This is a genomic window from Sphingomonas kaistensis, assembly GCF_011927725.1.
In the GTDB taxonomy this organism is placed as follows: Bacteria; Pseudomonadota; Alphaproteobacteria; order Sphingomonadales; family Sphingomonadaceae; genus Sphingomicrobium; species Sphingomicrobium kaistense.
The window spans coordinates 539,872-562,500 of record NZ_JAATJC010000001.1; the positions used below are offsets into that span (position 1 = coordinate 539,872).

At 65.1% G+C, this 22,629-nt stretch carries 16 protein-coding genes, 1 tRNA gene and 2 rRNA genes; 7 read left to right on the plus strand and 12 right to left on the minus strand.

All coding sequences use genetic code 11. The features are described 5' to 3' along the window. Nucleotides 1-30 precede the first annotated feature (30 nt). Nucleotides 31-501 (minus strand): TspO/MBR family protein, encoded by a 471-nt coding sequence (locus GGQ97_RS02570; RefSeq protein WP_168067496.1) that lies wholly within the window; start codon nt 499-501, stop codon nt 31-33. A 78-nt stretch (nt 502-579) separates the two neighbouring features. Between GGQ97_RS02570 and lepA the strand changes: the two genes are divergently transcribed. From lepA to GGQ97_RS02590, 4 genes are all read left to right on the plus strand, one after another. Then, on the plus strand, nt 580-2,403 hold the full coding sequence (gene lepA / locus GGQ97_RS02575) for a translation elongation factor 4 (protein ID WP_168067497.1): 1,824 nt from the start codon (nt 580-582) through the stop codon (nt 2,401-2,403). Nucleotides 2,404-2,757: 354 nt separating this feature from the next. After that, nucleotides 2,758-3,702 (plus strand): ferritin-like domain-containing protein, encoded by a 945-nt coding sequence (locus GGQ97_RS02580; protein ID WP_168067498.1) that lies wholly within the window; start codon nt 2,758-2,760, stop codon nt 3,700-3,702. A gap of 40 nt (nt 3,703-3,742) precedes the next feature. Beyond that, nucleotides 3,743-4,759: a ferritin-like domain-containing protein gene (locus GGQ97_RS02585; RefSeq protein WP_168067499.1), complete on the plus strand. Its 1,017-nt coding sequence runs from the start codon at nt 3,743-3,745 to the stop codon at nt 4,757-4,759. 65 nt (nt 4,760-4,824) lie between these two features. Further along, entirely contained in the window at nt 4,825-5,832 is a 1,008-nt protein-coding gene (locus GGQ97_RS02590) for an outer membrane beta-barrel protein (protein ID WP_168067500.1), read from the plus strand. Nucleotides 5,833-5,848: 16 nt separating this feature from the next. Here the strand turns inward: GGQ97_RS02590 and gpmA are convergent, their stop codons facing one another. From gpmA to hutH, 3 genes are read right to left on the minus strand one after another with little or no spacing between them, the layout of a single operon-like run. Further along, nucleotides 5,849-6,538, minus strand: a complete 690-nt coding sequence (gene gpmA / locus GGQ97_RS02595) for a 2,3-diphosphoglycerate-dependent phosphoglycerate mutase (RefSeq protein ID WP_168067501.1) — start codon at nt 6,536-6,538, stop codon at nt 5,849-5,851. Between the two features lie 4 nt (nt 6,539-6,542). Then, nucleotides 6,543-7,670 carry a M14 family metallopeptidase gene (locus GGQ97_RS02600; protein WP_168067502.1) on the minus strand — a complete coding sequence of 376 codons (1,128 nt, stop codon included), beginning with the start codon at nt 7,668-7,670 and terminating at the stop codon, nt 6,543-6,545. Nucleotides 7,671-7,696: 26 nt separating this feature from the next. After that, nucleotides 7,697-9,211: a histidine ammonia-lyase gene (gene hutH / locus GGQ97_RS02605; RefSeq protein WP_168067503.1), complete on the minus strand. Its 1,515-nt coding sequence runs from the start codon at nt 9,209-9,211 to the stop codon at nt 7,697-7,699. A gap of 138 nt (nt 9,212-9,349) precedes the next feature. Here hutH and GGQ97_RS02610 point away from each other — a divergent pair, with 138 nt between their 5' ends. Next, on the plus strand, nt 9,350-10,066 hold the full coding sequence (locus GGQ97_RS02610; protein ID WP_168067504.1) for a M50 family metallopeptidase: 717 nt from the start codon (nt 9,350-9,352) through the stop codon (nt 10,064-10,066). A gap of 132 nt (nt 10,067-10,198) precedes the next feature. Here GGQ97_RS02610 and hutU read toward each other — a convergent pair whose 3' ends face one another. After that, nucleotides 10,199-11,857 (minus strand): urocanate hydratase, encoded by a 1,659-nt coding sequence (hutU, locus tag GGQ97_RS02615; RefSeq protein ID WP_168067505.1) that lies wholly within the window; start codon nt 11,855-11,857, stop codon nt 10,199-10,201. Next, complete coding sequence (gene hutI / locus GGQ97_RS02620; protein WP_168067506.1) at nt 11,854-13,056, minus strand: imidazolonepropionase; 1,203 nt, start codon at nt 13,054-13,056, stop codon at nt 11,854-11,856. The genes hutU and hutI overlap by 4 nt, the downstream gene beginning before the upstream one ends. A gap of 36 nt (nt 13,057-13,092) precedes the next feature. On the opposite strand from hutI, the gene GGQ97_RS02625 reads away from it, so the two are divergent. After that, nucleotides 13,093-13,992: an arginase family protein gene (locus tag GGQ97_RS02625; RefSeq protein WP_168067507.1), complete on the plus strand. Its 900-nt coding sequence runs from the start codon at nt 13,093-13,095 to the stop codon at nt 13,990-13,992. On the opposite strand, the gene GGQ97_RS02630 is transcribed toward GGQ97_RS02625, so the two are convergent. The 3 genes from GGQ97_RS02630 to xth all read right to left on the minus strand — a co-directional run bounded on the left by GGQ97_RS02630 (nt 13,989) and on the right by xth (nt 17,426). Then, the gene (locus GGQ97_RS02630) at nt 13,989-15,560 is read right to left on the minus strand and encodes a response regulator (RefSeq protein WP_168067508.1); all 1,572 of its coding nucleotides are present in this window, start codon (nt 15,558-15,560) and stop codon (nt 13,989-13,991) included. The genes GGQ97_RS02625 and GGQ97_RS02630 overlap by 4 nt on opposite strands. Nucleotides 15,561-15,642: 82 nt before the next feature. Next, the gene (locus tag GGQ97_RS02635) at nt 15,643-16,659 is read right to left on the minus strand and encodes an ATP-dependent DNA ligase (protein ID WP_209022780.1); all 1,017 of its coding nucleotides are present in this window, start codon (nt 16,657-16,659) and stop codon (nt 15,643-15,645) included. Further along, complete coding sequence (xth, locus tag GGQ97_RS02640; protein WP_168067509.1) at nt 16,656-17,426, minus strand: exodeoxyribonuclease III; 771 nt, start codon at nt 17,424-17,426, stop codon at nt 16,656-16,658. The genes GGQ97_RS02635 and xth overlap by 4 nt, the downstream gene beginning before the upstream one ends. A 118-nt stretch (nt 17,427-17,544) precedes the next feature. Here xth and GGQ97_RS02645 point away from each other — a divergent pair, with 118 nt between their 5' ends. After that, nucleotides 17,545-18,888: an MFS transporter gene (locus GGQ97_RS02645; protein ID WP_168067510.1), complete on the plus strand. Its 1,344-nt coding sequence runs from the start codon at nt 17,545-17,547 to the stop codon at nt 18,886-18,888. A gap of 499 nt (nt 18,889-19,387) precedes the next feature. On the opposite strand, the gene GGQ97_RS02650 is transcribed toward GGQ97_RS02645, so the two are convergent. The 3 genes from GGQ97_RS02650 to GGQ97_RS02660 form a co-directional block, all read right to left on the minus strand. Next, nucleotides 19,388-19,464 (minus strand) — tRNA-Met (locus GGQ97_RS02650). 123 nt (nt 19,465-19,587) lie between these two features. Beyond that, nucleotides 19,588-19,702: ribosomal RNA gene (gene rrf / locus GGQ97_RS02655) — 5S ribosomal RNA — on the minus strand. Between the two features lie 115 nt (nt 19,703-19,817). Then, nucleotides 19,818-22,610 (minus strand): 23S ribosomal RNA (locus tag GGQ97_RS02660). Nucleotides 22,611-22,629: the final 19 nt, after the last annotated feature.

The window sequence follows — 22,629 nt, forward strand, 5'->3', positions numbered from 1 at the left end:
CGGCGGTGGCCGGCGCGGAACCGAGCAGCCTCAGGCGGGTCGCGGGTTGAGCCTGACGATCTGCCAGTTGAGCCAGGCGGCGAAGCTGACCCAAAGCAGGTAAGGCAGGATCAGCAGGCTGGCTTGCCGCGAGATCGGCGCCAGGCCGACCACCAGCGCAACCAGCGAGGCCCACAGGAACACCACCTCGACCAGCGCCCAGTCGGGCCGCTTCCACTTGAAGAACAACGGGCTCCACAGCAGGTGCAGCAGCGCATTGGCGCCGAACAGCAGGACCACCAGCCGCCGCTCGCCATCGGTATCCGCCGCTTCCCAGGCGATGCTGGCCGACCACGCGGCGAGCCCTAGGATGATGGTCCAGGCCGGTCCGAACAGCCAGTCGGGCGGGTTGAGCCGCGGCTTGCGCAGCCCGTGGTACCAGGCCCCTACCTCGGTCAGCAGGCCGCCTGCGACGCCGAGCAGGATCGCGACGCCGAAGCTGATGATGACCGGCGTGCTCATGCCGCTGCTTGTGGCACGCTGCGGACCCGGAGGTCCAGATGACAGGAGGCGCCGCCCCTGCTAGCGGCTCCCCCCGACATGACCGACCTATCCCACATCCGTAACTTCTCGATCATCGCCCATATCGACCATGGCAAATCGACGCTGGCCGACCGGCTGATCCTGCGTACCGGCGGCCTGACCGAGCGCGAGATGACCCACGGCCAGGTGCTCGACAACATGGAGATCGAGCAGGAGCGCGGGATCACCATCAAGGCGCAGACCGTGCGCCTGTCCTACACCGCCAAGGACGGCGAAACCTACACCCTCAACCTGATGGACACGCCGGGCCACGTCGACTTCGCTTATGAAGTCAGCCGCAGCCTCGCCGCCTGCGAGGGCGCGTTGCTAGTGGTCGACGCCGCGCAGGGTGTCGAGGCGCAGACGCTTGCCAACGTCTACCAGTCGATCGAGCACGACCATGAGATCGTGCCGGTGATCAACAAGATCGACCTGCCGGCGGCCGAGCCCGACAAGGTCAAGGCCGAGATCGAGGAAGTGATTGGGCTCGACGCCAGCGACGCCGTCCTGACCAGCGCCAAGAGCGGGATCGGGATCGAGGAAGTACTGGAAGCGATCGTCACCCGCATTCCGCCGCCCAAGGGCGACCCGGATGCGCCCTTGAAGGCGATGCTGGTCGACAGCTGGTACGACCCGTACCTCGGCGTCGTCATCCTGATCCGCGTCATCGACGGATATATCCGCAAGGGCCAGGAAATCGTCTTCATGGCGGCCGGCACCCGCCATCTGGTCGACCGGGTCGGTGCGATGAACCCCAAACTGCAGCTTCTCCCCGAGCTTGGCCCCGGCGAAATCGGCATCATCACCGCCCAGATCAAGGAAGTGGCGCAGACCCGCGTCGGCGACACCATCACCGACGCCAAGCGCCGCACCGCCGAACCTCTCCCGGGCTTCAAGGAAGTCCAGCCAGTGGTGTTCTGCGGACTGTTCCCGGTCGACGCCGCCGACTTCGAGAAGCTTCGCGAAAGCATCAGCAAGCTGCGCCTCAACGACGCCAGCTTCAGCTTCGAGACCGAAAGCAGCGCGGCGTTGGGCTTCGGCTTCCGCTGCGGCTTCCTCGGCCTCCTGCACCTCGAGATCATCCAGGAGCGGCTGACCCGCGAATATGACCTCGACCTCATCACCACCGCGCCGAGCGTCGTCTATACCCTGCACCTCAGCCATTCGAAAACCGAGGACGCCAAGACGATCGAGCTGCACAATCCGGCCGACATGCCTGACGTCAACCGGATCGCGAGCATCGAGGAGCCGTGGATCGAGGCGGTCATTTACGTCCCCGACGAATATCTCGGGCCGATCCTCAAGCTGTGCCAGGACCGCCGCGGGATCCAGAAGAACCTGACCTACGTCGGCGGCCGCGCGCAGCTCACCTACGAGCTTCCCTTGAACGAAGTGGTGTTCGATTTCTACGACCGGCTGAAAAGCATGTCGAAGGGCTATGCGAGCTTCGACTATCACCAGATCGGAACCCGCGAGGGCGACCTCGTCAAGATGAGCATCCTGGTCAACGAGGAGCCGGTCGACGCGCTTTCCATGATTGTCCACCGCGGCACCGCCGAACAGCGCGGCCGCGGGATGGTCGAGCGCCTCAAGGAGCTGATCCCGAGGCACATGTTCAAGATCCCGATCCAGGCCGCGATCGGCGGCAAGGTCATCGCCCGCGAGACGATCAGCGCGATGCGCAAGGACGTCACCGCCAAGTGCTACGGTGGCGACGCCACCCGCAAGCGCAAGCTTCTGGAGAAGCAGAAGAAAGGCAAGGCGCGGATGCGGGAATATGGCAACGTCAGCATCCCGCAGGAAGCGTTCATCGCCGCGCTGCGGATGGGTGACGAGAACTGATCCTCAACTGACGGGTCACGACGACGGCAAATACAGTCGATTATTATGCCGTATAACGTCTGGAACTAACGCTTCTTATCCAAGTTCTGTCTCTCAACTCTGCTGAGGCAGGCTTGGGCATCCCTCTTGGTGTCCCAGGTGTGTGGGGAGCGTTATTTTTGCGTACCGCTTCCTACCCTCCGGCACCGGCGGCTCGTCCGTCGTTTGCGCTCCCCCGCCGGGGCGCCGCATACTCCACTTTTTTCGGCCATCGCATCTCGCGCCGCGATTTCTCGCGCGCGGTGGGCGCCCGTGCATCTGCGCGCATCGACCGGCCGTATCTTCTTTTACGATTCCAACAGGGAGTGTGCACGCATGCAGGAAGACTTGGCCCTTCACGCGCTTGAAAGCCGTGAAAAGCGACGCAATGAGCGGCGTGATTTCTTCCGTCTTGCGGCCACCGCCGCAATCGCGGCGCCGCTGACCCTGACCCTCGGCGGGCAGCCGGTTACCGCCCAGACAGCGGTCACCGATGCCGACATCCTGAATTTCGCGCTCAACCTCGAATATCTCGAAGCGCAATTCTATCTCTACGCCGTGACCGGTGCCGGCCTTCCCGCCGGACTTACCACCGGCACCGGCACCCAGGGCGCCGTCACCGGGGGCCGCCAGGTGACCTTCACCGACCCGCTGGTGCGTGACTATGCCAACGAGATCGCGTCGGACGAGCAGGCCCACGTTGCCTTCCTCCGCAACGCGCTTGGCACGGCCGCGGTGGCGCAGCCGGCGATCGACATCGGGACCGATCCCAATGGCGCCTTCTCGACTGCGGCGCGGGCCGCCGGCCTGGTCGGCGCGGGCCAGAGCTTCGACCCCTATGCCAATGACGAGAACTTCCTGCTGGGCGCCTTCATCTTCGAGGACGTCGGGGTCACCGCCTACAAGGGCGCGGCGCCGCTGATCAGCAACAAGACCTTCCTCGAGGCCGCCGCCGGCATCCTCGCGGTGGAAGCCTATCACGCCGCGCTGGTCCGCACGACCTTGTTCCGCAAGGGCATCCAGACCCCCGCGCTGATCCAGGCGACCGAAGCCATCTCCAACGCCCGCGACAGCCTCGACGGGCCGGCCGACAAGGATCAGGGCATCGCCGTGCGCGACAATGCCTCCAACATCGCGCCGCTCGACAGCAACGGCCTCGCCTACAGCCGCTCGGCGGGCGAAGTGCTGAACATCGTCTACCTAACGCAACTGGCGCGCACGCAAGGCGGGTTCTTCCCGGCCGGCGTGAACGGCAACATCCGCACCAGCCAGGCCAACTGAGCCGATTCAATCAGCCCCTTTGGCGGGCCGGAGACGTGACATGATCGAACAGGATACCATCAACGAAGTGCTCGACGCGTGCGACAAGCGACGCGACGCACGCCGTGCCTTTCTTCGCGCCAGCAGCACTGCGGCGGTGCTGGTCGGTGCCGGCGCCCTTGCCGGTTGCGGCGGCGGCGGCGGCGGCGGCAATGACGACGTGCCGATCCAGGTGCCCGGAACGCCGGGCGGCAACCCGCCGACCGGAAGCAACCCGGGCACGATTTCGGATGCCGACATCCTCAACTTCGCGCTGAACCTCGAATATCTCGAGGCGCAATTCTACTCGTTCGCGGCGTTCGGCACCGGCCTTGCCGCCAACCTCCTGACCGGCACCGGGACGCAGGGCGCCGTGACCGGCGGCCGCCAGGTCACCTTCACCGATAACCTAGTCGCCCAATATGCCCGCGAGATCGCGGTCGACGAGCGCCAGCACGTCGCCTTCCTTCGCTCGGCCCTGGGCAGCGCAGCGGTTGCCCAGCCGGCGATCGACATCAGCGCAACCGCCACCAGCGCCTTCTCCGCCGCGGCCCGGGCCGCCGGCCTGATCGGTGCGGGCCAGTCGTTCGACCCTTATGCCAATGACGAGAACTTCCTCCTCGGCGCGTTCATCTTCGAGGACGTCGGCGTCACCGCCTACAAGGGTGCCTCGCCGCTGATCACCAACAAGACCTTCCTCGAGGCAGCGGCCGGAATCCTCGCCGCCGAAAGCTACCACGCCGGGCTGGTCCGGACGGTGCTCTACGCCAAGGGGCTGCAGACGCCGTCGCTGCGCACCGCGACCGAGTCGATCTCGGACGCCCGCGACAGCCTCGATGGTCCGACCGACGTCGATCAGGGCGTGGCAATGCGCGGCGCGGCATCCAACATCGTGCCGACCGACAACAATGCGATCGCCTACAGCCGGACGCCGGGCGATGTGCTCAACATCGTCTACCTGACCGCCGCCGCGGCCCAGCAGGGCGGGTTCTTCCCGGCCGGCGTTAACGGCAACGTCCGCGTCAGCACCGCAGGATAATCAATCAGGAGGGAGCCCGACCGTCACGCGCCGGGCTCCCCTTTTCCACGAGACAGGGGATGAAGATGAGAAAATTCCTACTGGCCAGCGCCGTGCTGTTCGGCGTCGCCGCACCTGCCCAAGCCCAGAACAGCGGCGGCTATTTCGGCGTGGAGGGCGGCATCATGTCGGCCAAGACCAACCGCGCCGACGTGTTCGCCGACTTCACCACGGTTCAGACCCCGGCCACTCCGGCCGGCCCGGCGACCGTCGCCGACGTGATCCTGCCCGGCGCCATCCGCGTCGACTACAAGCGCGGCTACGATGTCGACGCGATCGCGGGTTATGACTTCGGCTTCATCCGGACCGAGGTCGAGCTCGGCTACAAGCGCGCCAAGCTCAACGAGTATCGCATCGGCGACGCCGAGTTGGCGACGCTGAGCACCGCGCTCAACCGTCCGTCGGCGGCGCCCGATCCCTTCGCACCGGGCTTCGGCGCGCTGACCACCGAGAATGTCGATGGCCGGATGACCATCTATTCGGCGATGGCCAACGCCCTGCTCGATCTCGGCAACGACCGTTTCTCGGTCTACGCCGGCGGCGGCTACGGCCGGGCCCGGGCCAAGCTGCTCGGCAACCGCGACGACGCCTGGGCGCACCAGCTGATCGCCGGCGCGCGCTTCGCGCTGTCGGACAACATCGATTTCGGCGTTAAGTATCGTTACTTCCGGACCAATCGCCTCAACCTTGGCGATTCCGAAACCACGGTGGTGCAGGGCAATCCCGACCTTCTCAATCTCGGGACGACCTCGTCGCCGGTGTTCGTGGAGCGCCGGACTAGTGCCGCGCTGGACACCCAGTTCAACGAGCGGTTCCGGTCGCACAGCCTGCTCGCCAGCCTGATCTTCAACTTTGGTGGCCGTGACGCGGCACCGCCGCCCCCGCCTCCTCCGCCGCCGCCCCCGCCGGTCGAGGTTGCACCGCCGCCGCAGACCCAGACTTGCCCGGATGGCAGCGTGGTCCTTGCGACCGACGTGTGCCAGGCGCCGCCGCCTCCGCCGCCTCCGCCGGAAGTCGCTCCGGTTCGCGGCTGATCAATTCGGGACCGCTCTACCTCTGGCTGAGGTAGTAGCGGTCCCGCTTTTGCAAATTATCGTCCAGTTCGTAGACGATCGGCTGTCCGGTCGGAATCTCCAGCCCGGTGATGTCGGCATCGGAAATGCCCGACAAATGCTTCTCCAGTGCGCGCAGGCTGTTGCCATGCGCCGCCACCAGCACCCGCTCCCCGCGCTTCAGCGCCGGCGCGATCTCCGCCTCGTAATAGGGGAGGACGCGGGCGATCGTGTCCTTCAGGCTTTCGCTCTCCGGAACCGTGATCCCGGCATAGCGCCGGTCGTCCTGCAGCGCGGCATAGGGGCTGTCGGCCTCCAGCGGCGGCGGCGGGACGTCGAAGCTGCGGCGCCAGATCTTGACCTGCTCCTCGCCCACCTTGGCCACCGTCTCGGCCTTGTTGAGCCCGGTCAGCCCGCCATAATGGCGCTCGTTCAGCCGCCAGTCCTTGGTCATCGGAAGCCAGATCCGGTCCATCGCTTCCAGCGCCAGGTTGGCGGTGCGGATCGCGCGCTTCTGGACGCTGGTGAACACCCGGTCGAGGTCCATGCCCTTGTCGACCAGCAATTGTCCCGCGGCCCGCGCCTCGGCCTCGCCCTTCTCCGTGACGTCGACGTCCCACCAGCCGGTGAAGCGGTTTTCGAGGTTCCACTGGCTCTGGCCGTGGCGCAGCAGGACGAGGGTCGGCATGGCCTTACTTCGCCTCCAGTTCGGGCAGGATCTGGTGCAGCGCGTCGAGGCACGAATGGGCCAGCCGCTTGGACCGCTCCGGGCTCCACCCGTGGACCGGGTCGGCCAGCGGATCATGGTCCTTGAACGGCATTTCCAGCGTCATCGACACGCATCCGTAGCGCTCGGCAAGCTGGGTCGTGCTCATCGACAGATTGGCCTCGCCCGGCCGCGACAGTTCATAGCCCTGGCTGGTCTGGAAATCGGGGCAGATCCGCTCCAGCGTGTTGGCAAACAGATGGTACTTCTCCTCCTGCCGCGCGGTCAGGCTGGGAATACCCTCGAAGCCCGCCAGGAAGTTGGCGGCGATCGCCTCGTCCCCGTGGATGTCCATCGCGAACACCGGCTTGGCCTCGTCCATCGCATTGCGGACGCACAGCACTTCGGGGCTGCGCTCCGCCGACGGCGCATGCCATTCGCGGTTGAGGTTCACGCCCACCGCATTGGTACGCAGGTGCCCGCGCGCGGACCCGTCGGGGTTCATGTTGGGCACGCAGTGGAAGGTGCAGCGGGCACGCAGCGCGCGGGCAACCGCGTCGTCGGGATCGACCAGCCGCTCCAGCGCGCCTTCCATCCACCATTCGGCCATGCTCTCGCCCGGATGCTGGCGGGCATAAAGCCAAACGGTGAGCGGCCCCTCGCCGATCGTCAGGCAATCGATCGCCTGCCCGTCGAGGCTGACGCCCAGCTCGCGGTGGGTCACCTGCGGCAGCTCGGCCAGTGCGGCGACGAGGTCGTTGTGCCGGTCCATCGAATAGGGCGCGAAATAGGCCACCCACAGCAGGTCGCTGTCGACCTCGGCGTTGATGGTCAGCACGCCATTGTCATAACTGGTGTCGGCCAGCACCCAATTCTCGCGGTCGGTCGACACCCGCGCCTGATAGCCCGGCCAGCCCATCGGATAGGCCGACTTCGCGCAATTGGTGAGCCGCAGCGTCAGCGCCTGGCCGCGCACGCCGGCCAGGCGGAAGTGGAACCACTGGTAGAAATCGGACTGAGCGTCGTTGACGATCTCGAGGTCGAGGGTCGAACCCTCTGCCTTGACCAGCCGGATGTTGCCGCTGTCGAAGGCGCTGTTGACGGATATGGACATGGGGCCGCGCCTTAAGGGCTCAGCGCTCAGCGGCCAAGAAGAAAGCCGCCGCTCATCCGCCCGTCGAGCACCGCCGACTGCAGCGCCGCCATTTCATCCGCCCAATAACGGTCCGCCTCAAGCCGCGGACTGATCGCACGTACCGCGCCATGCAGCGCGGCGAGCGCCGGGGAGGTGGCCAGCGGGGCATGGTAATCGACCCCCTGCGCGGCAGTGATCAGCTCCACCGCCACCACGCCGGCCGCGTTGCGTGCCACGGCCACCGCCTTGCGCGCGGCGATCGGGGCCATCGAGACATGGTCTTCCTGGCCGGCCGAGGTCGGGATCGAATCGACCGAGGCCGGGAAGGCGAGGCTGCGGTTTTCCGCCACCAGCGCGGCGGCGGTGACCTGCGGGATCATCAGCCCGCTGTTGACCCCGCCGTCGTCGGTCAGGAACGCCGGCAGCCCGCTCATCTTGGGATCGACCAGCACCGAGATGCGCCGCTCGGACAGGCTGGCGATTTCGCACAGCGCAAGGGTAATGGTGTCGGCGGCGAAGGCGACCGGCTGGGCGTGGAAGTTGCCGCCCGAGATGGCGTCGTCGCCATCCTCGCCGCTGAACAGGATCGGATTGTCGGTAACCGCAGCGGCTTCGATGGTCAGGGTGCGCGCGGCATTCTCAAGCAGGTCGAGCGCGGCGCCCATCACCTGCGGCTGGCAGCGGAAGCTGTAAGGGTCCTGCACCCGGCCGCAGCGATGGTGCGAGGAGACGATCGCCGATCCGTCGAGCAAGCGGCTGAGTTCGCCCGCGACGCGGATCTGTCCCGGCTGTCCGCGCAACGCCGAGATGCGCGGGTCGAACGGCTTGACGCTGCCCTTCAGCGCATCGACCGCCAGCGCCCCGGCCTGCAGCGCGGCCCCGAACACCCGCTCCGCCGCGAACAGCGCGTCGAGCGCCACCGCGGTGCTGAACTGGGTCCCGTTGATCAGCGCCAGCCCTTCCTTGGGCCCGAGCTCCAGCGGCGCCCGCCCCATCCGCTCCAGCGCGGCGGCCGCGGGCAGGCGCTCGCCGGCGAGGTCGATCCAGCCATGCCCCATCAAGGCCGCGGTCATGTGCGCCAGCGGTGCGAGATCGCCCGACGCACCGACCGACCCCTGCGAGGGGATCACCGGCATCGCATCGCCATCGAGCAGCGCCTGCAGTGCCTCGACGACCTCGCGCCGCACCCCCGAATGCCCGCGCCCCAGCCCGAGCAGCTTGAGCACGATCATCAGCCGCGTGACGTGCCGAGGCGTCGCCTCGCCCAGACCGCAGCTGTGCGAGAGGATGAGGTTGCGCTGAAGCTCGGCCAGCCGATCATGCGGAATGCGCTCCTGCGCCAGCAGGCCAAAGCCGGTGTTGATCCCGTACACCGTCTCCCCGCCGGCAACGATGCGCGCGACGGCGGCAGCGGAAGCGTCGATGCGGCCAAGCGCGGCGTCATCGAGGCGGGCGGACGACCCGTTCCGCAGCTGGCGAAGGGTGGCGAGGGTGATGGCTTCGGGATCGAGGATAAGCATGGGCGCCCCTTAGAACGGATGCCCGCGAAACGGGAGAGGCGCGGTCCTACTCCGCTAACCCTTTCGATAGAGGACCGGGCTATTCACAAGGTGTCTGCCCGCAAGGCAGGCTTGTATCTTCACCACACCGGACACCCAATGCGCAGCAGAAATCTAGAACGAGACAGAAACGTCCGCATCGCCATGATGATGCTAATTGCACTTGCTTCCGTTTTGCTTTGGCAGACATCGCCCGGCCAGTTCATCCTCTACCCCTTCACCATCCTCGCGACCTGGTTTCACGAGTTCGGGCACGGCCTTGCAGCCTTGCTGACCGGTAACGCATTCCACGAAATGCTGATCTTTCCTAATGGGTCCGGGCTTGCCAGCACAGGTCGGCGCTATGACGCCTACCGCCTTACCCACGCCCTGATCCCAGCAGGCGGTCTGTTAGGCCCTCCGATTGCCGGCGCGCTGCTCATCGTTGCATCGCGTAGCCGTGAAGCAACGCAGGGTGGCCTCAGCCTGCTCGGGATCCTGTTGATTGCCTCGACCGCGATCTGGGTCAGAACCCTTGTCGGATGGTTGGTCCTGCCAGCGATGGGCGCGATCATTCTCGTGATCGCGTACCGTGCGTCTCCCGCCGTCCAGCGCCTTGCGATCCAGTTACTCGGCGTGCAGGCCGTCATCAGCGTATGGGCGCAGCTCGACTATCTCTTCATGTCCGAAGCCAATGTCGACGGTAAGGTCGGGCGTTCGGATTCAGCCGCCATCGCCGATGCGTTGTTTGCCCCCTATTGGTTCTGGGGCGCCGCCATCAGCGTCGCGAGTTTTGCCTTGCTGTGGTGGAGCCTGAAGGTCGCAATTCGGCGCTGAAGCGCCGTTGCAAAGTAGGATTTCGCCTGCTCAGCTACCCTCGGCGTCACTGCCAGGCTCTTTCACTTCGTCGACCATCCGCATCCCGGCGTGAACACCCCGCCCTATGGGAACTTCGAGAACTTTGTGACCTCAGCCGAGGCTCGGCAGGTCCAGCCCCTGCTCCCGCGCGCAGGCCACCGCTTCCTCATACCCCGCATCGGCGTGACGCATGACCCCGGTGGCTGGGTCGTTCCACAGCACGCGCTCCAGCCGCCGCGCGGCTTCGTCGGTGCCGTCGGCAACGATCACCATGCCGGCATGCTGGCTATAGCCCATTCCGACCCCGCCGCCGTGGTGGAGCGATACCCAGGTCGCGCCGCTCGCGGTGTTGAGCAGGGCGTTGAGCAGCGGCCAGTCGCTGATCGCATCGCTGCCGTCCTTCATCGCCTCGGTCTCACGGTTGGGGCTCGCGACCGAGCCGCTGTCGAGATGGTCGCGGCCGATCACGACCGGCGCCTTGAGTTCGCCGCTGCGCACCATCTCGTTGAAGGCGAGGCCGAGGCGGTGGCGCTGGCCGAGGCCGACCCAGCAGATGCGCGCGGGCAGGCCCTGGAACGCGATCCGCTCGCGCGCCATGTCGAGCCAGCGGTGGAGGTGGGGGTCGTCGGGGATCAGCTCCTTCACCTTGGCATCGGTCTTGTAGATGTCCTCGGGATCGCCGCTCAGCGCGACCCAGCGGAACGGCCCCACCCCGCGGCAGAACAGGGGCCGGATGTAGGCCGGCACGAAGCCGGGGAAGTCGAAGGCATGCTCGACGCCGGTGTCGAGCGCTTCCTGGCGGATGTTGTTGCCATAGTCGAAGACGGGGATGCCCTCGGCCTTGAAGCTTAACAGTGCCTCGACATGGCGCGCCATGGAGATGCGCGCGGCCGCCGCGGTGCCCTCGGGGTCACGCTCGCGGCGCTCGATCCATTCGGCGACGGTCCAGCCCATTGGCAGGTAGCCGTTGACCGGATCGTGGGCGCTGGTCTGGTCGGTGATGGCGTCCGGCCGGATGCCGCGGGCGAGCATCTCGGGGACGATCTCGGCCGCGTTTCCGAGCAGGCCGACACTGGTCGGCTCCGTCGCCGCGGCGATGATCTCGAGCGCCTCGTCGATGGTCGCGGCGCGGCGGTCGAGGTAGCGGGTTTCGAGGCGTTTCTCGATCCGGCTTTCCTGGCATTCGATGGCGATGCAGTGCGCGCCGGCCATCACCGCCGCCAGCGGCTGCGCCCCGCCCATCCCGCCGAGGCCGGCGGTCAGGATCCACTTGCCCGACAGGTCACCGCCGAAATGCTGGCGTCCCATCTCGGCAAAGGTTTCAAAGGTGCCCTGAACGATGCCCTGCGTGCCGATGTAGATCCAGCTGCCGGCGGTCATCTGGCCGTACATCATCAGGCCCGCGCGATCGAGCTTGTGAAAATGCTCCCACGTCGCCCACTTGGGGACGAGGTTCGAATTCGCCAGCAGCACGCGGGGGGCGTCGGGGTGGGTGCGGAAGACACCGACCGGCTTGCCCGACTGTACCAGCATCGTCTCGTCGCCCTCCAGCCGCTCCAGCGTCTCGACGATCCGGTCGAAACTCGCCCAGTCGCGCGCGGCGCGGCCGATGCCGCCGTAGACGACCAGGCTCTGCGGATCCTCCGCCACCTCGTCGTCGAGATTATTCTGGAGCATCCGCACCGCCGCTTCGGTTTGCCAGCTTTTGGCGACCAGCTCGGGGCCGCGACGGGCCCGGATGATGCGCTGATTGTCGCGGCGGTCGTTCACTGTTCCACTCCCCCGAAGATCCGTCGTTCCGGCATGAGGCCGAGCCAGTAGCCGAGCTCGGCGGGTTCGGCGATCCGCCACACTGCGAGATCGGCCGCCTTGCCCGGCGCGATCGAGCCGACCTCATCGGCCAGCCCCAGCGCGCGCGCGGCATGGCTGGTCATGCCGGCGATCGCCTCCTCCGGCGTCAGGCCAAACAGGTTGCACGCCATGTTCATCGCAAGCTGCGGCACCAGATTGGGCGAGGTGCCTGGATTGCAATCGGAAGCGACGGCCATCGCCACTCCATGCTTGCGGAGAAGGTCGACCGGCGGCTGCCGGGTTTCGCGCAGGGTGTAGAAAGCGCCCGGCAGCAACACCGCGACGGTACCGGCCGCCGCCATCGCCGCCGCCCCGGCTTCATCGAGATGCTCGAGGTGATCGGCCGACAAGGCGTTGTGGCGCGCGGCAAGCGCTGCGCCATTCTGGTTGGAGAGCTGCTCGGCATGAAGCCGGACTGGCAGTCCATGCGCGGCGGCGGCCTCAAACAGGCGCTCGGTCTCGGCCGGAGTGAAGGCGATGCCTTCGCAAAAAGCGTCAACCGACGTCGCAAGCCCAAGCCGCGCGACGGTCGGGACCAGATCCTCGATCATCCGGTCGACGAAGCTGTCGCGGTCGGCGCCGGCCGGCAGGGCGTGGAGCGCCAGGAGGGTCGGCACCACCCGCGCCGGCTCGGACCGGGCCAGGGTACGGATGACGTTGAGCAGGCGAAGCTCGGCGGCGGGATCGAGGCCGTAGCCCGACTTGATCTCGACCGTGGTCACCCCGCCCCGCATCAGCGCGTGCAGCCGCCGCCGGCTCTGGTCGAGCAGCTCGGTGACGCTTGCGGCGGCGGTGGCGCGCACGGTCGAGGCGATCCCCCCGCCTTCGCGCGCGATCTCCTCATAGGTAGCGCCGGCGCGGCGCCGGGCGTGCTCGCCCGCGCGGGTGCCGCCGAACACGAGGTGGGTGTGGCAGTCGATCAGGCCCGGCGTCACGAACGCACCGCCGAGCGGCACTACTTCGCCGGCACGGGTTCCCGCCAGCTCGGTCCGGCGGCCGACCCGCACGATCCGGCCGTCGTGGATGCCGATCGCGGCATTGTTGATGAGGCCGAGCGGATTGCCGGGCGACGGGATCATCGTCAGGACATGGCAGTCGGTCAGCAGGCGGTCCCACATGCGACAAGCCTGTAGGCGGGTGCTAGAGCAGCGGCAATGACCAGCGCATGGCCCAATCTCTCCGACCTCTTGCTTGCCACCGATGCGGCGGCCCCGATCGGACTGGTCGGGGCGCCGCTCGGCGCGGGATCGGTCACCCCGGGCCGCTGCGACCTCGCCCCGGCGAGGCTTCGGGCGGTGATGAAGCGGATCGGGCTGTACGACATCGACACCGGTCGCGAGCTCGGCTCCGCAATCGCCGACCATGGCGATGCTGCGATCGGCGACCTCGATATCGAGGCGGCGACCGGGCCGATCCGGTCGGCCGTGAAGGATGCGGTCCGGCGCCATTCGCTGACTGTGCTGATCGGTGGCAATAATGCCGTCACCCGCCCGGGGGTGCTGGGCATGGCGGAGGCGCTCGGGCTCCCGCTCGACAAGGTCGGTCTGATCACGCTCGATGCCCATTTCGACATGCGCGGGCTTGAGAACGGCTTGTCGAACGGCAATCCGGTCCGGGCGCTGATCGAGGACGGCCTGCCCGGACGCAACATTGTGCAGATCGGGCTGGCGCCTTGGGCGAACAGCCGCGAGATGCACGAATTCGCCCAGGGCGAGGGCGCCGCCACGGTGAGCCTTGGCAATTTCCACGGCATGGGCGTGACGTGGACCGTCGATCACGCCTTCGAGTGCCTCGAGCATGTCGAGGCGATCCTGCTCGACTGCGATATCGACGTCATCGACCGAAGCCAGTTCCCGGGGGCCCCGGGGGCGCGGGCAGGCGGCATGAGCGTCCATGACTTCTTCAAGGCCGTTCGCCTGTTCGCCGCGCATCGTAAGGTCCGCGCGATCGACCTCACCGAATGGGACCCGCCGCTCGACCAGACCGACCTCAGCGCGCTGACCGCCGGACGCTGGCTGGCGGAGGTCGTCGCCGGCTTCGAATCCCGCGCCTAGCTCAACAGCTCGTCAAGCGAGGCCGACAGGGCCGCGGCGCTGATCGGCTTCTTGAGGATCCGGGCGCGGCCATTCACCGCCTTGTCGATCGCGTCGCTGTCGGCATAGCCCGTCAGGAACAGCAGTTTGAGGTCGGGGTGCTGCTCCAGCACCCGGGCGGCAAGCTGCGCGCCGTTCATCCCGGGCATGGCGTAATCGAACAGCGCCAGATCCGGGGTCATGCGTTCGAGCTCGAGCAGCGCCTGCGGCCCATTCTCGGCCTCGGTCACCCGGTGACCATCCGCGCGAAGCATGTCGGCCACCGCCTGGCGAACCTCCGGATCGTCGTCGACCAGCAGCACGTTGACCTTGCGCCCCGGCGAGGCCGATTGCCCGCCCCCTCGCACCGCCGGAGCCGCAGCCTCGGCGGCGGGGGTGCGCGGGAGGAGCAGGGTCACTGCCGTCCCCTCGCCCGGCTCGCTGTCGATGCGCAGGTCGCCGCCGGCAGCGCGCGCGACGCCATAGGCCATCGAAAGGCCGAGCCCGGTACCGCGCCCCGGCCCCTTGGTGGTGAAGAAAGGCTCGAGCGCGCGCGCCACGATGTCGGGGGTCATGCCGACACCCTGATCGACGATCCGAACCGCGACGCGGTCCGCCGCATCGACCTCTGCCCGGACGAGCAAGCGGCCGCCCGACGGCATGGCGTCACGGCCGTTGATGGCGAGATTGATGATGGCAAGCTCCAGCTGGGTCGCATCGGATCGGACGGTGCCGAGATCCGGCCCGACATCGACCTGTAGGTCGACGGTCGGGCCAACCGAGTTGCGGAGCAGGCCGGACATGTCCCGGAGCAGCTTGCCGACATCGATGTCGGTCGCCTCCAGCCGCTGGCGACGCGAGAAGGTCAGCAACTGGCCGGTGAGCTTGGCTCCGCGCTCGCTGGCAAGCGCGGCATTGGCGGCCCAGCGCAGGACCTTGTCCTTGTTGTCGGGCGCGAGCTTGATCAGTTCGAGGTTGCCCGAAATCGCCTGCAACAGATTGTTGAAGTCATGCGCGATGCCGCCCGTCAACTGGCCGACCGCTTCCATTTTGTTGGCCTGCACCAGCGCAGCCTCGGCCCGTTCGCGCTGCGCCACTTCGCCGCGCAATTGCTCCAGCGCGGCGTCACGTTCGGCTAGCGCGGCGGCAAGCTCGTCATTCTTCTTCTGGAGCATCGAGGGGCTGGGGATTGCCAGGGCCTTTGGCAGCAAAGGCCACAACAGGATGGCGGTGGGTACGCTGGCGATTGCGGTGATCGCCTTGATCGTCGCTTCGGCGGCATAATCGCCGTTCCAGAGGTTCCAGATCCCCATGATGTGAGTCAGGCCGCACGACATGATGAACAGGGCGAACAGCCAGAACATCTTGCCGAATTCGATGTCGGGCCGCTTGCGGACAAAGGTGACCAGCGCCACCGGGATCGAGAAATAGGACGCCGCGATCAGGGCGTCCGACACGACATGGGTCCAGATCAGCTCGGGCTGCCACAGCAGGCAATAACCGTGCGGCGCATAGTCGCCGGAGAAGAAAGCCTTGGCGGAGTCGAGCATGAAGACATCCTGCACGGGGCAGGCAGGAATGCCCGCCGAGGCAGCCAGCCTAGAGTCATCGAGACGACATGCCAATCATGGTTCAGCCGTTCCGGAGCAGGTCGGCCAGGCCAGCGGGAGTCAGGGGATGGCTGAGCTGCTCGCAGCGGCACTGGTCGGGGCGCTTGTCGGGTCGTCTCCTCAGCAGCCTGGTACCGTGGCGAAAGCGGCCATTGGTGACCTGATCGTAGAGGACTTCCACCACCAGTTCCGGGCGCAAGGGGACCCACTCCGCCGTCCGTTCACGCGACCAGCGGCTGGGCTTGTCCGGCCGGTTGCCGGTGAAGCCCTCTCCGCCACCCAGCGGAGCGAGCTCGGCCGCCCACTCTCGCCGCTCGGCCGCCTTGAAGCTGGAACAGAAGCCGACATGATGAAGCAGCCCCTCGTCGCCGTAGAGGCCGAGCAGAAGCGAAGCGACGCCCCCGCCGCTGGCAGCGCTGCGGTAGCCGCCGACGACGCAATCAGCGCTGCGATGGTGCTTGATCTTCAGCATCGCGCGTTCACCCGCGCGATAGGGTTCGTCACTGCGCTTGGCGATGACGCCGTCGAGCGCTCCGCCGCTCCGTTTCAGCCAGTCACGGGCCTGCGCGATGTCGCCGGTTTGCGGTGACAGGAGGAGCGACGGCGCCTTCGCCTTTTGTACGAGCCGCTCGAGCCACTGGCGACGTTCCGCCAGCGGTGTTTGCTCCAGTTGCTGCTTGCCCCAGCCCAGGAGATCGAACGCGATGAACAAGGCCGGCCTCTCGGCGGCGAGCTTGCGGACTCGGCTCTCGGCCGGATGAAGGCGCTGCGACAAGGCGTCGAAGCTGAGGCCGTCCGCGGTTTCGATCACTAGTTCGCCGTCCAGCGCCAGGTCGCCCGCAGGCAATCCCGCGATCAGCGTTTCGATTTCGGGGAAGTAGCGCCCGAGCGGCTTTCCCGAGCGGGACCACAAGGCGACCTCGCCCCCGGTCCGCAGCGCAAGGCAGCGGAAGCCGTCCCATTTGGGCTCGTAACGCCACTCGGATCCAGCCGGCAGCTCGTCGACCAGCAGCGCTTCCATCGTCGCGGGCGCGGTCATTCGAATGCGATCCACGCCGGTGCATGGTCACTGGTCTTGGGCAAGGCGCGGACCGATTTGTCGACCCCCGCCGCCTTGAGGCGCCCGGCGGCGGCGGCGTTCAGGAGCAGGTGGTCGATCCGCAGCCCGGCGTCCCGCGCGAACGCGTTGCGAAAGTAATCCCAAAAGGTGAACACCTGCTCGTCGGGGTGGAGGCGGCGCAGGGCGTCCGTCCAGCCGGCGTTCGTGAGGCGTTCGAACGCGTCCCGCACGTCCTGCACGAACAGCGCGTCCTCGGTCCAGCGCTCGGGCTTGTAGACGTCGCGCTCAGTCGGAATGATATTATAGTCGCCGGCCAGCACGACCGGCTGGTCGAGCGGAAGGACTTCGGCGGCAAGCGCCTCGAACGCGGCGATCCACCGGAGCTTGTAGTCAAACTTGGGACCGGGCCGGGGATTGCCGTTCGGGAGATACAGGCAGCCGATCAGGACCCCGTTGACCGCGGCCTCCAGATACCGGCTTTGCGTGGGATCGGGGTCGTCCGGAAGCCCTCGGCGCGTCTCCACCGGGGTGCAGCCGCGGGCCATGATGGCGACGCCGTTCCAGCTTTTCTGCCCATGCCAGATCGCCCCGTAGCCGGCCTCCTCCAGCGCCTTGAGCGGGAACTTCTCGTCCGGCGCCTTGAGTTCCTGCAGGCAGACGACATCCGGCTGGGTCGCCTCGAGCCATTCGAGCAGCACCGGCAGCCGTCCGTTGACGCCGTTCACATTGTAGGTCGCGATCCGCACGAAGGTTGAACCGCCAGCGACCGCCGAAGCTCCCCCGCGAACCGGGCCGACAGGCGAGGTAGGGTCCAACCGCGCTTCTTCATTCGCCGCGCTGGACTTCCCGTTCTAAGGGACGGGCATGTCCCCTTTGCAAACGGCCGACACGGCGATCGACACTTCCGCTGAGACGAGCATCCAGGACCAGTTGTCGTCGAAGGCGCGCCCCAAGGCGATCCTCGGCGGGGCGACCGGCAACCTTGTCGAATGGTACGACTGGTATGCCTACGCGGCCTTCACGCTCTACTTTGCGCCGCATTTCTTCCCCTCGGCGGATCCGACGGCGCAGCTGCTTGGCGCCGCCGCTGTCTTCGCCGTCGGCTTCTTCATGCGGCCGCTGGGTGCCTGGATGATGGGCATCTATGCCGACCGCAGGGGGCGCAAGAGCGGCCTCGCCTTGTCGGTCACCCTCATGTGCGCGGGCTCGTTGCTGATTGCGGTCGCGCCGACCTACGAAAGCGTCGGACTCTTTGCGCCGGCGGTGCTGCTGGTCGCCCGGCTGCTGCAGGGCCTCTCGGTCGGCGGCGAATATGGCGCCAGCGCGACCTACCTGTCGGAGATGGCGGGCAAGAAGCGGCGCGGCTTCTTCTCCTCGTTCCAGTACGTCACCCTGATCGGCGGGCAGCTGGTCGCGATCGGCGTGCTCCTCCTCCTCCAGGCGGTGATGAGCGAAAGCGACCTCGAGGCCTGGGGATGGCGCATCCCGTTCGCCATCGGGGCGGTGCTGGCGGTCGTGGTGTTCTGGATCCGCCGTGGGCTCGCCGAAACCGAAAGCTTCAAGAACGCCCAGCAGAACAGCGACGTCCCCAGGTCGGGGGCATTGGCGCTGTTCCGCCATCATCCGCGCGAGGCCATGACCGTCATGCTGCTGACCGCCGGCGGCACGCTCGCCTTTTATGCCTACTCGATCTACATGCAGAAATTCCTGGTCAACACCTCGGGTTTTTCCCGTGAGACCGCGTCGCAGATCAACGGTGCGACCCTTTTCATCTTTATGCTGCTGCAGCCCCTGGCGGGGGCGCTGTCGGACCGGATCGGGCGCAAGCCGCTGCTGATCGGCTTCGGCCTCGCCGGAATGCTGTGCACCTACCCGCTGTTCTCGAAGCTCGAGACGACCCGCGATCCGCTGACCGCCTTCCTGCTTGTCATGGGCGGACTCGTCATCGTCACCGGCTACACCTCGATCAACGCGGTGGTGAAAGCCGAGCTGTTCCCAGCCCACATCCGCGCGCTCGGCGTTGCGCTGCCCTACGCGCTTGCCAACACCGTCTTTGGCGGCACGGCCGAATATGTCGCCCTGCGCTTCAAGGACGCCGGTTGGGAGCGCGGCTTCTACTGGTACGTCACCGCGATGATCGCCGTGTCGCTGATCGTCTACATCCGGATGAAGGACACCAGGGACAGCAGCGCGATCGTCGAGGATTGAGCCAAGCGGGCTTGGAGTGCTTCAGGGACTTACCCATTATCGGCTCGGCTCGTGAGCAAGAGCTACGAAATTACCTCTCTCCCGCAGCAAGTCTTGCGGCGGCAGAGCGGCGGCCGGGATCCGGGCACGAAAGCACTGAGCTACAGGACGCGGCTCGGCCATGCGCACGGCGTTTGCTCGCGTCCATTAAGTTGCCGAACGGAACACCTCACGGCAGCCCGGCTCCACGCAAATGGGCAGCGAGCCAGGCGCAGACAAAGGCTGTAGCAAGGCAAGTCTCGAGGCGAGATCGACGATCACCGCTTCAGCGCCACCAAATACCGCCACTCTTTCGAACTCTTGAATGTGAAACAGCGGCGCTTCCTTGGGCCGATCCTCACCACGAGGGTGCGCTCCGCCGCCATCGAATTCGCTCGACGGCCCTGACGCTGCGCACAGCTTTCGCGACCGCAAACGAGAACAGCCCCCGGGCTTTCGCTCGGGGGCTGTTCTGTATCGGTGGTTGCGGGGGTAGGATTTGAACCTACGACCTTCAGGTTATGAGCCTGACGAGCTACCGGGCTGCTCCACCCCGCGCCAATATCGCAGCGACCGCAGGCGACCGCCGTTGAGACAAGAACGCCGCCGCCACCCCAAAGGGCAAGCGGCGGCGTACTTCAACATGTGAATGGGTTTCTTCTCGTGCCCGCCGGCTACAAAGCCTGGCGACGACCTACTCTTCCGCAGCTTAAGCTGAAGTACCATCGGCGCAGTCTGGTTTCACGGCCGAGTTCGGGATGGGATCGGGTGGGTCACAGACGCTATGGTCACCAAGCTATGAAGCCGGCGGGCAAGAGAAGTTCTAGAAATCGATACTGACCAAATTCTTGGCGTCATCTAGCTGAAAGACACACCCATCGATCAGCAGAACTGTCGATGATGGTGGGACTCTCAAGCGCGAACAGAGCAATTAGGACCGGTTAGCTCCATGCATTACTGCACTTCCACACCCGGCCTATCAACGTGGTGGTCTTCCACGGCTCGATGATAACTTATCTTGAGGGAGGCTTCCCGCTTAGATGCTTTCAGCGGTTATCCCGTCCATGCATAGCTACCCAGCTGCGCTCTTGGCAGAACGACTGGTGCACCAGAGGCATGTTCACCCCGGTCCTCTCGTACTAGGGGCAACTCCTCTCAATTATCGACGCCCACGGCAGATAGGGACCAAACTGTCTCGCGACGTTCTGAACCCAGCTCACGTACCACTTTAATTGGCGAACAGCCAAACCCTTGGGACCTGCTCCAGCCCCAGGATGTGATGAGCCGACATCGAGGTGCCAAACAACCCCGTCGATATGAGCTCTTGGGGGTTATCAGCCTGTTATCCCCGGCGTACCTTTTATCCGTTGAGCGATGGCCCTTCCACGAGGGACCACCGGATCACTATGACCGACTTTCGTCTCTGCTCGACTTGTCAGTCTCGCAGTCAGGCAGGCTTATGCCATTGCACTCTAACAGACGGTTTCCAACCGTCCTGAGCCTACCATCGCGCGCCTCCGTTACTCTTTAGGAGGCGACCGCCCCAGTCAAACTACCCGCCACAGAGGGTCCCTGCACCGGATGACGGTGCGAGGTTAGACTGTAGAAAACAACAGGGTGGTATTTCACATTTTGGCTCCACTCGAGCTGGCGCCCAAGTTTCAAAGCCTCCCACCTATTCTACACAATTGTTTCCCACAGCCACTCTGAAGCTGCAGTAAAGGTGCACGGGGTCTTTCCGTCTAACCGCGGGTACTCCGCATCTTCACGGAGAATTCAATTTCGCTGAGCATCTCCTGGAGACAGTGGGGAAGTCGTTACGCCATTCGTGCAGGTCGGAACTTACCCGACAAGGAATTTCGCTACCTTAGGACCGTTATAGTTACGGCCGCCGTTTACCTGGGCTTCAATTCGGTGCTTGCACACCTCCTCTTAACCTTCAGGCACCGGGCAGGCGTCAGACCCTATACGTCGTCTTGAAGCCGACTTAGCAGAGCCCTGTGTTTTTGTTAAACAGTCGCTACCCCCTGGCCTGTGCCCCCTCAAAGCGGTTGCCCGCAGTGAGGGCCTCCTTCTTCCGAAGGTACGGAGGCAATTTGCCGAGTTCCTTCAGGAGACTTCTCTCAAGCGCCTTGGTATACTCTACCTGCCCACCTGTGTTGGTTTCGGGTACGGTCTATAAGATGGGGCTATTTCCTGGAACCACTTCGAAGCCTGGACCAATCCGATAAGGCCAGACAACACACGTGATCCGTCACACACCATCAGGTACAGGAATATTAACCTGTTTCCCATCGACTACCCCCTTCGGGCTCGTCTTAGGGGCCGACTCACCCTGCGCGGATTAGCCTTGCGCAGGAACCCTTGGGCTTTCGGCGAGAGGGCATCTCACCCTCTTTATCGCTACTCATGTCTGCATTCGCACTTCCGATACCTCCACCGTCGGTTACCCTTCGGCTTCACAGGCTTACGGAACGCTCCGCTACCGCTCAGTACAAGTACTGAACCCTAAGCTTCGGTGCACGTCTTGAGCCCCGTTACATCTTCGCCGCAGGACCTCTTAATTAGACCAGTGAGCTGTTACGCTTTCTTTAAAGGATGGCTGCTTCTAAGCCAACCTCCTGGTTGTTTTGGAAGTCCCACATGCTTTCCCACTTAGACGTGACTTGGGGACCTTAGCTGTAGGTTAGGGCTGTTTCCCTTTTGACGACGGACCTTAGCACCCGCCGTCTGTCTCCCGGACTATACTCTCAGGTATTCGGAGTTTGGTTAGAGTTGGTAGATCTCGCGACCCCCGCATCCATCCAGTGCTCTACCCCCTGAGGAAAACATCCGAGGCACTACCTCAATAGTTTTCGCGGAGAACCAGCTATTTCCCGGCTTGATTGGCCTTTCACCCCTAAACACAACTCATCCGGTAACTTTTCAACGTTAATCGGTTCGAGCCTCCAGTGCGTGTTACCGCACCTTCACTCTGGTCATGCCTAGATCGCCGGGTTTCGGGTCTAATGCATCAAACTCAGTCGCCCTATTCAGACTCGCTTTCGCTGCGCCTACACCTAACGGCTTAAGCTTGCTTGATACATTAAGTCACAGACCCATTATGCAAGAGGTACGCGGTCAGATCTCAAGGATCCTCCCACTGCTTGTAGGCAATCGGTTTCAGGTACTATTTCACTCCCCTCATCGGGGTGCTTTTCACCTTTCCCTCACGGTACTAGTTCACTATCGGTCATACACGAGTATTTAGGCTTAGAGGGTGGTCCCCCTATATTCAGACAGGATTACACGTGTCCCGCCCTACTCAAGTCCTTGTTGATTGCTTTCGCATACGGGGCTGTCACCCGCTATGGCGCCATTTTCCAAAGGCTTCTGCTAACTAACAACAAGGCACTGGCCTGGTCCGCGTTCGCTCGCCACTACTAACGGAATCTCGGTTGATGTCTTTTCCTCCAGGTACTGAGATGTTTCAGTTCCCCGGGTTCGCTTCACTAAGCCTATTTTATTCAGCCAAGTGATAACCTTCCTATTTAACCGCAGCCGAGCGAACTCGACTGAGAGTAAATAGTGAGGTTGGGTTTCCCCATTCGGAAATCGTCGGGTCAAAGGTTGCTCACACCTCACCGACGCTTATCGCAGCGTGCCACGTCCTTCATCGCCTGTGTATGCCAAGGCATCCACCAATTGCCCTTACCTCACGCTTGAGAATCCACACCACCATCG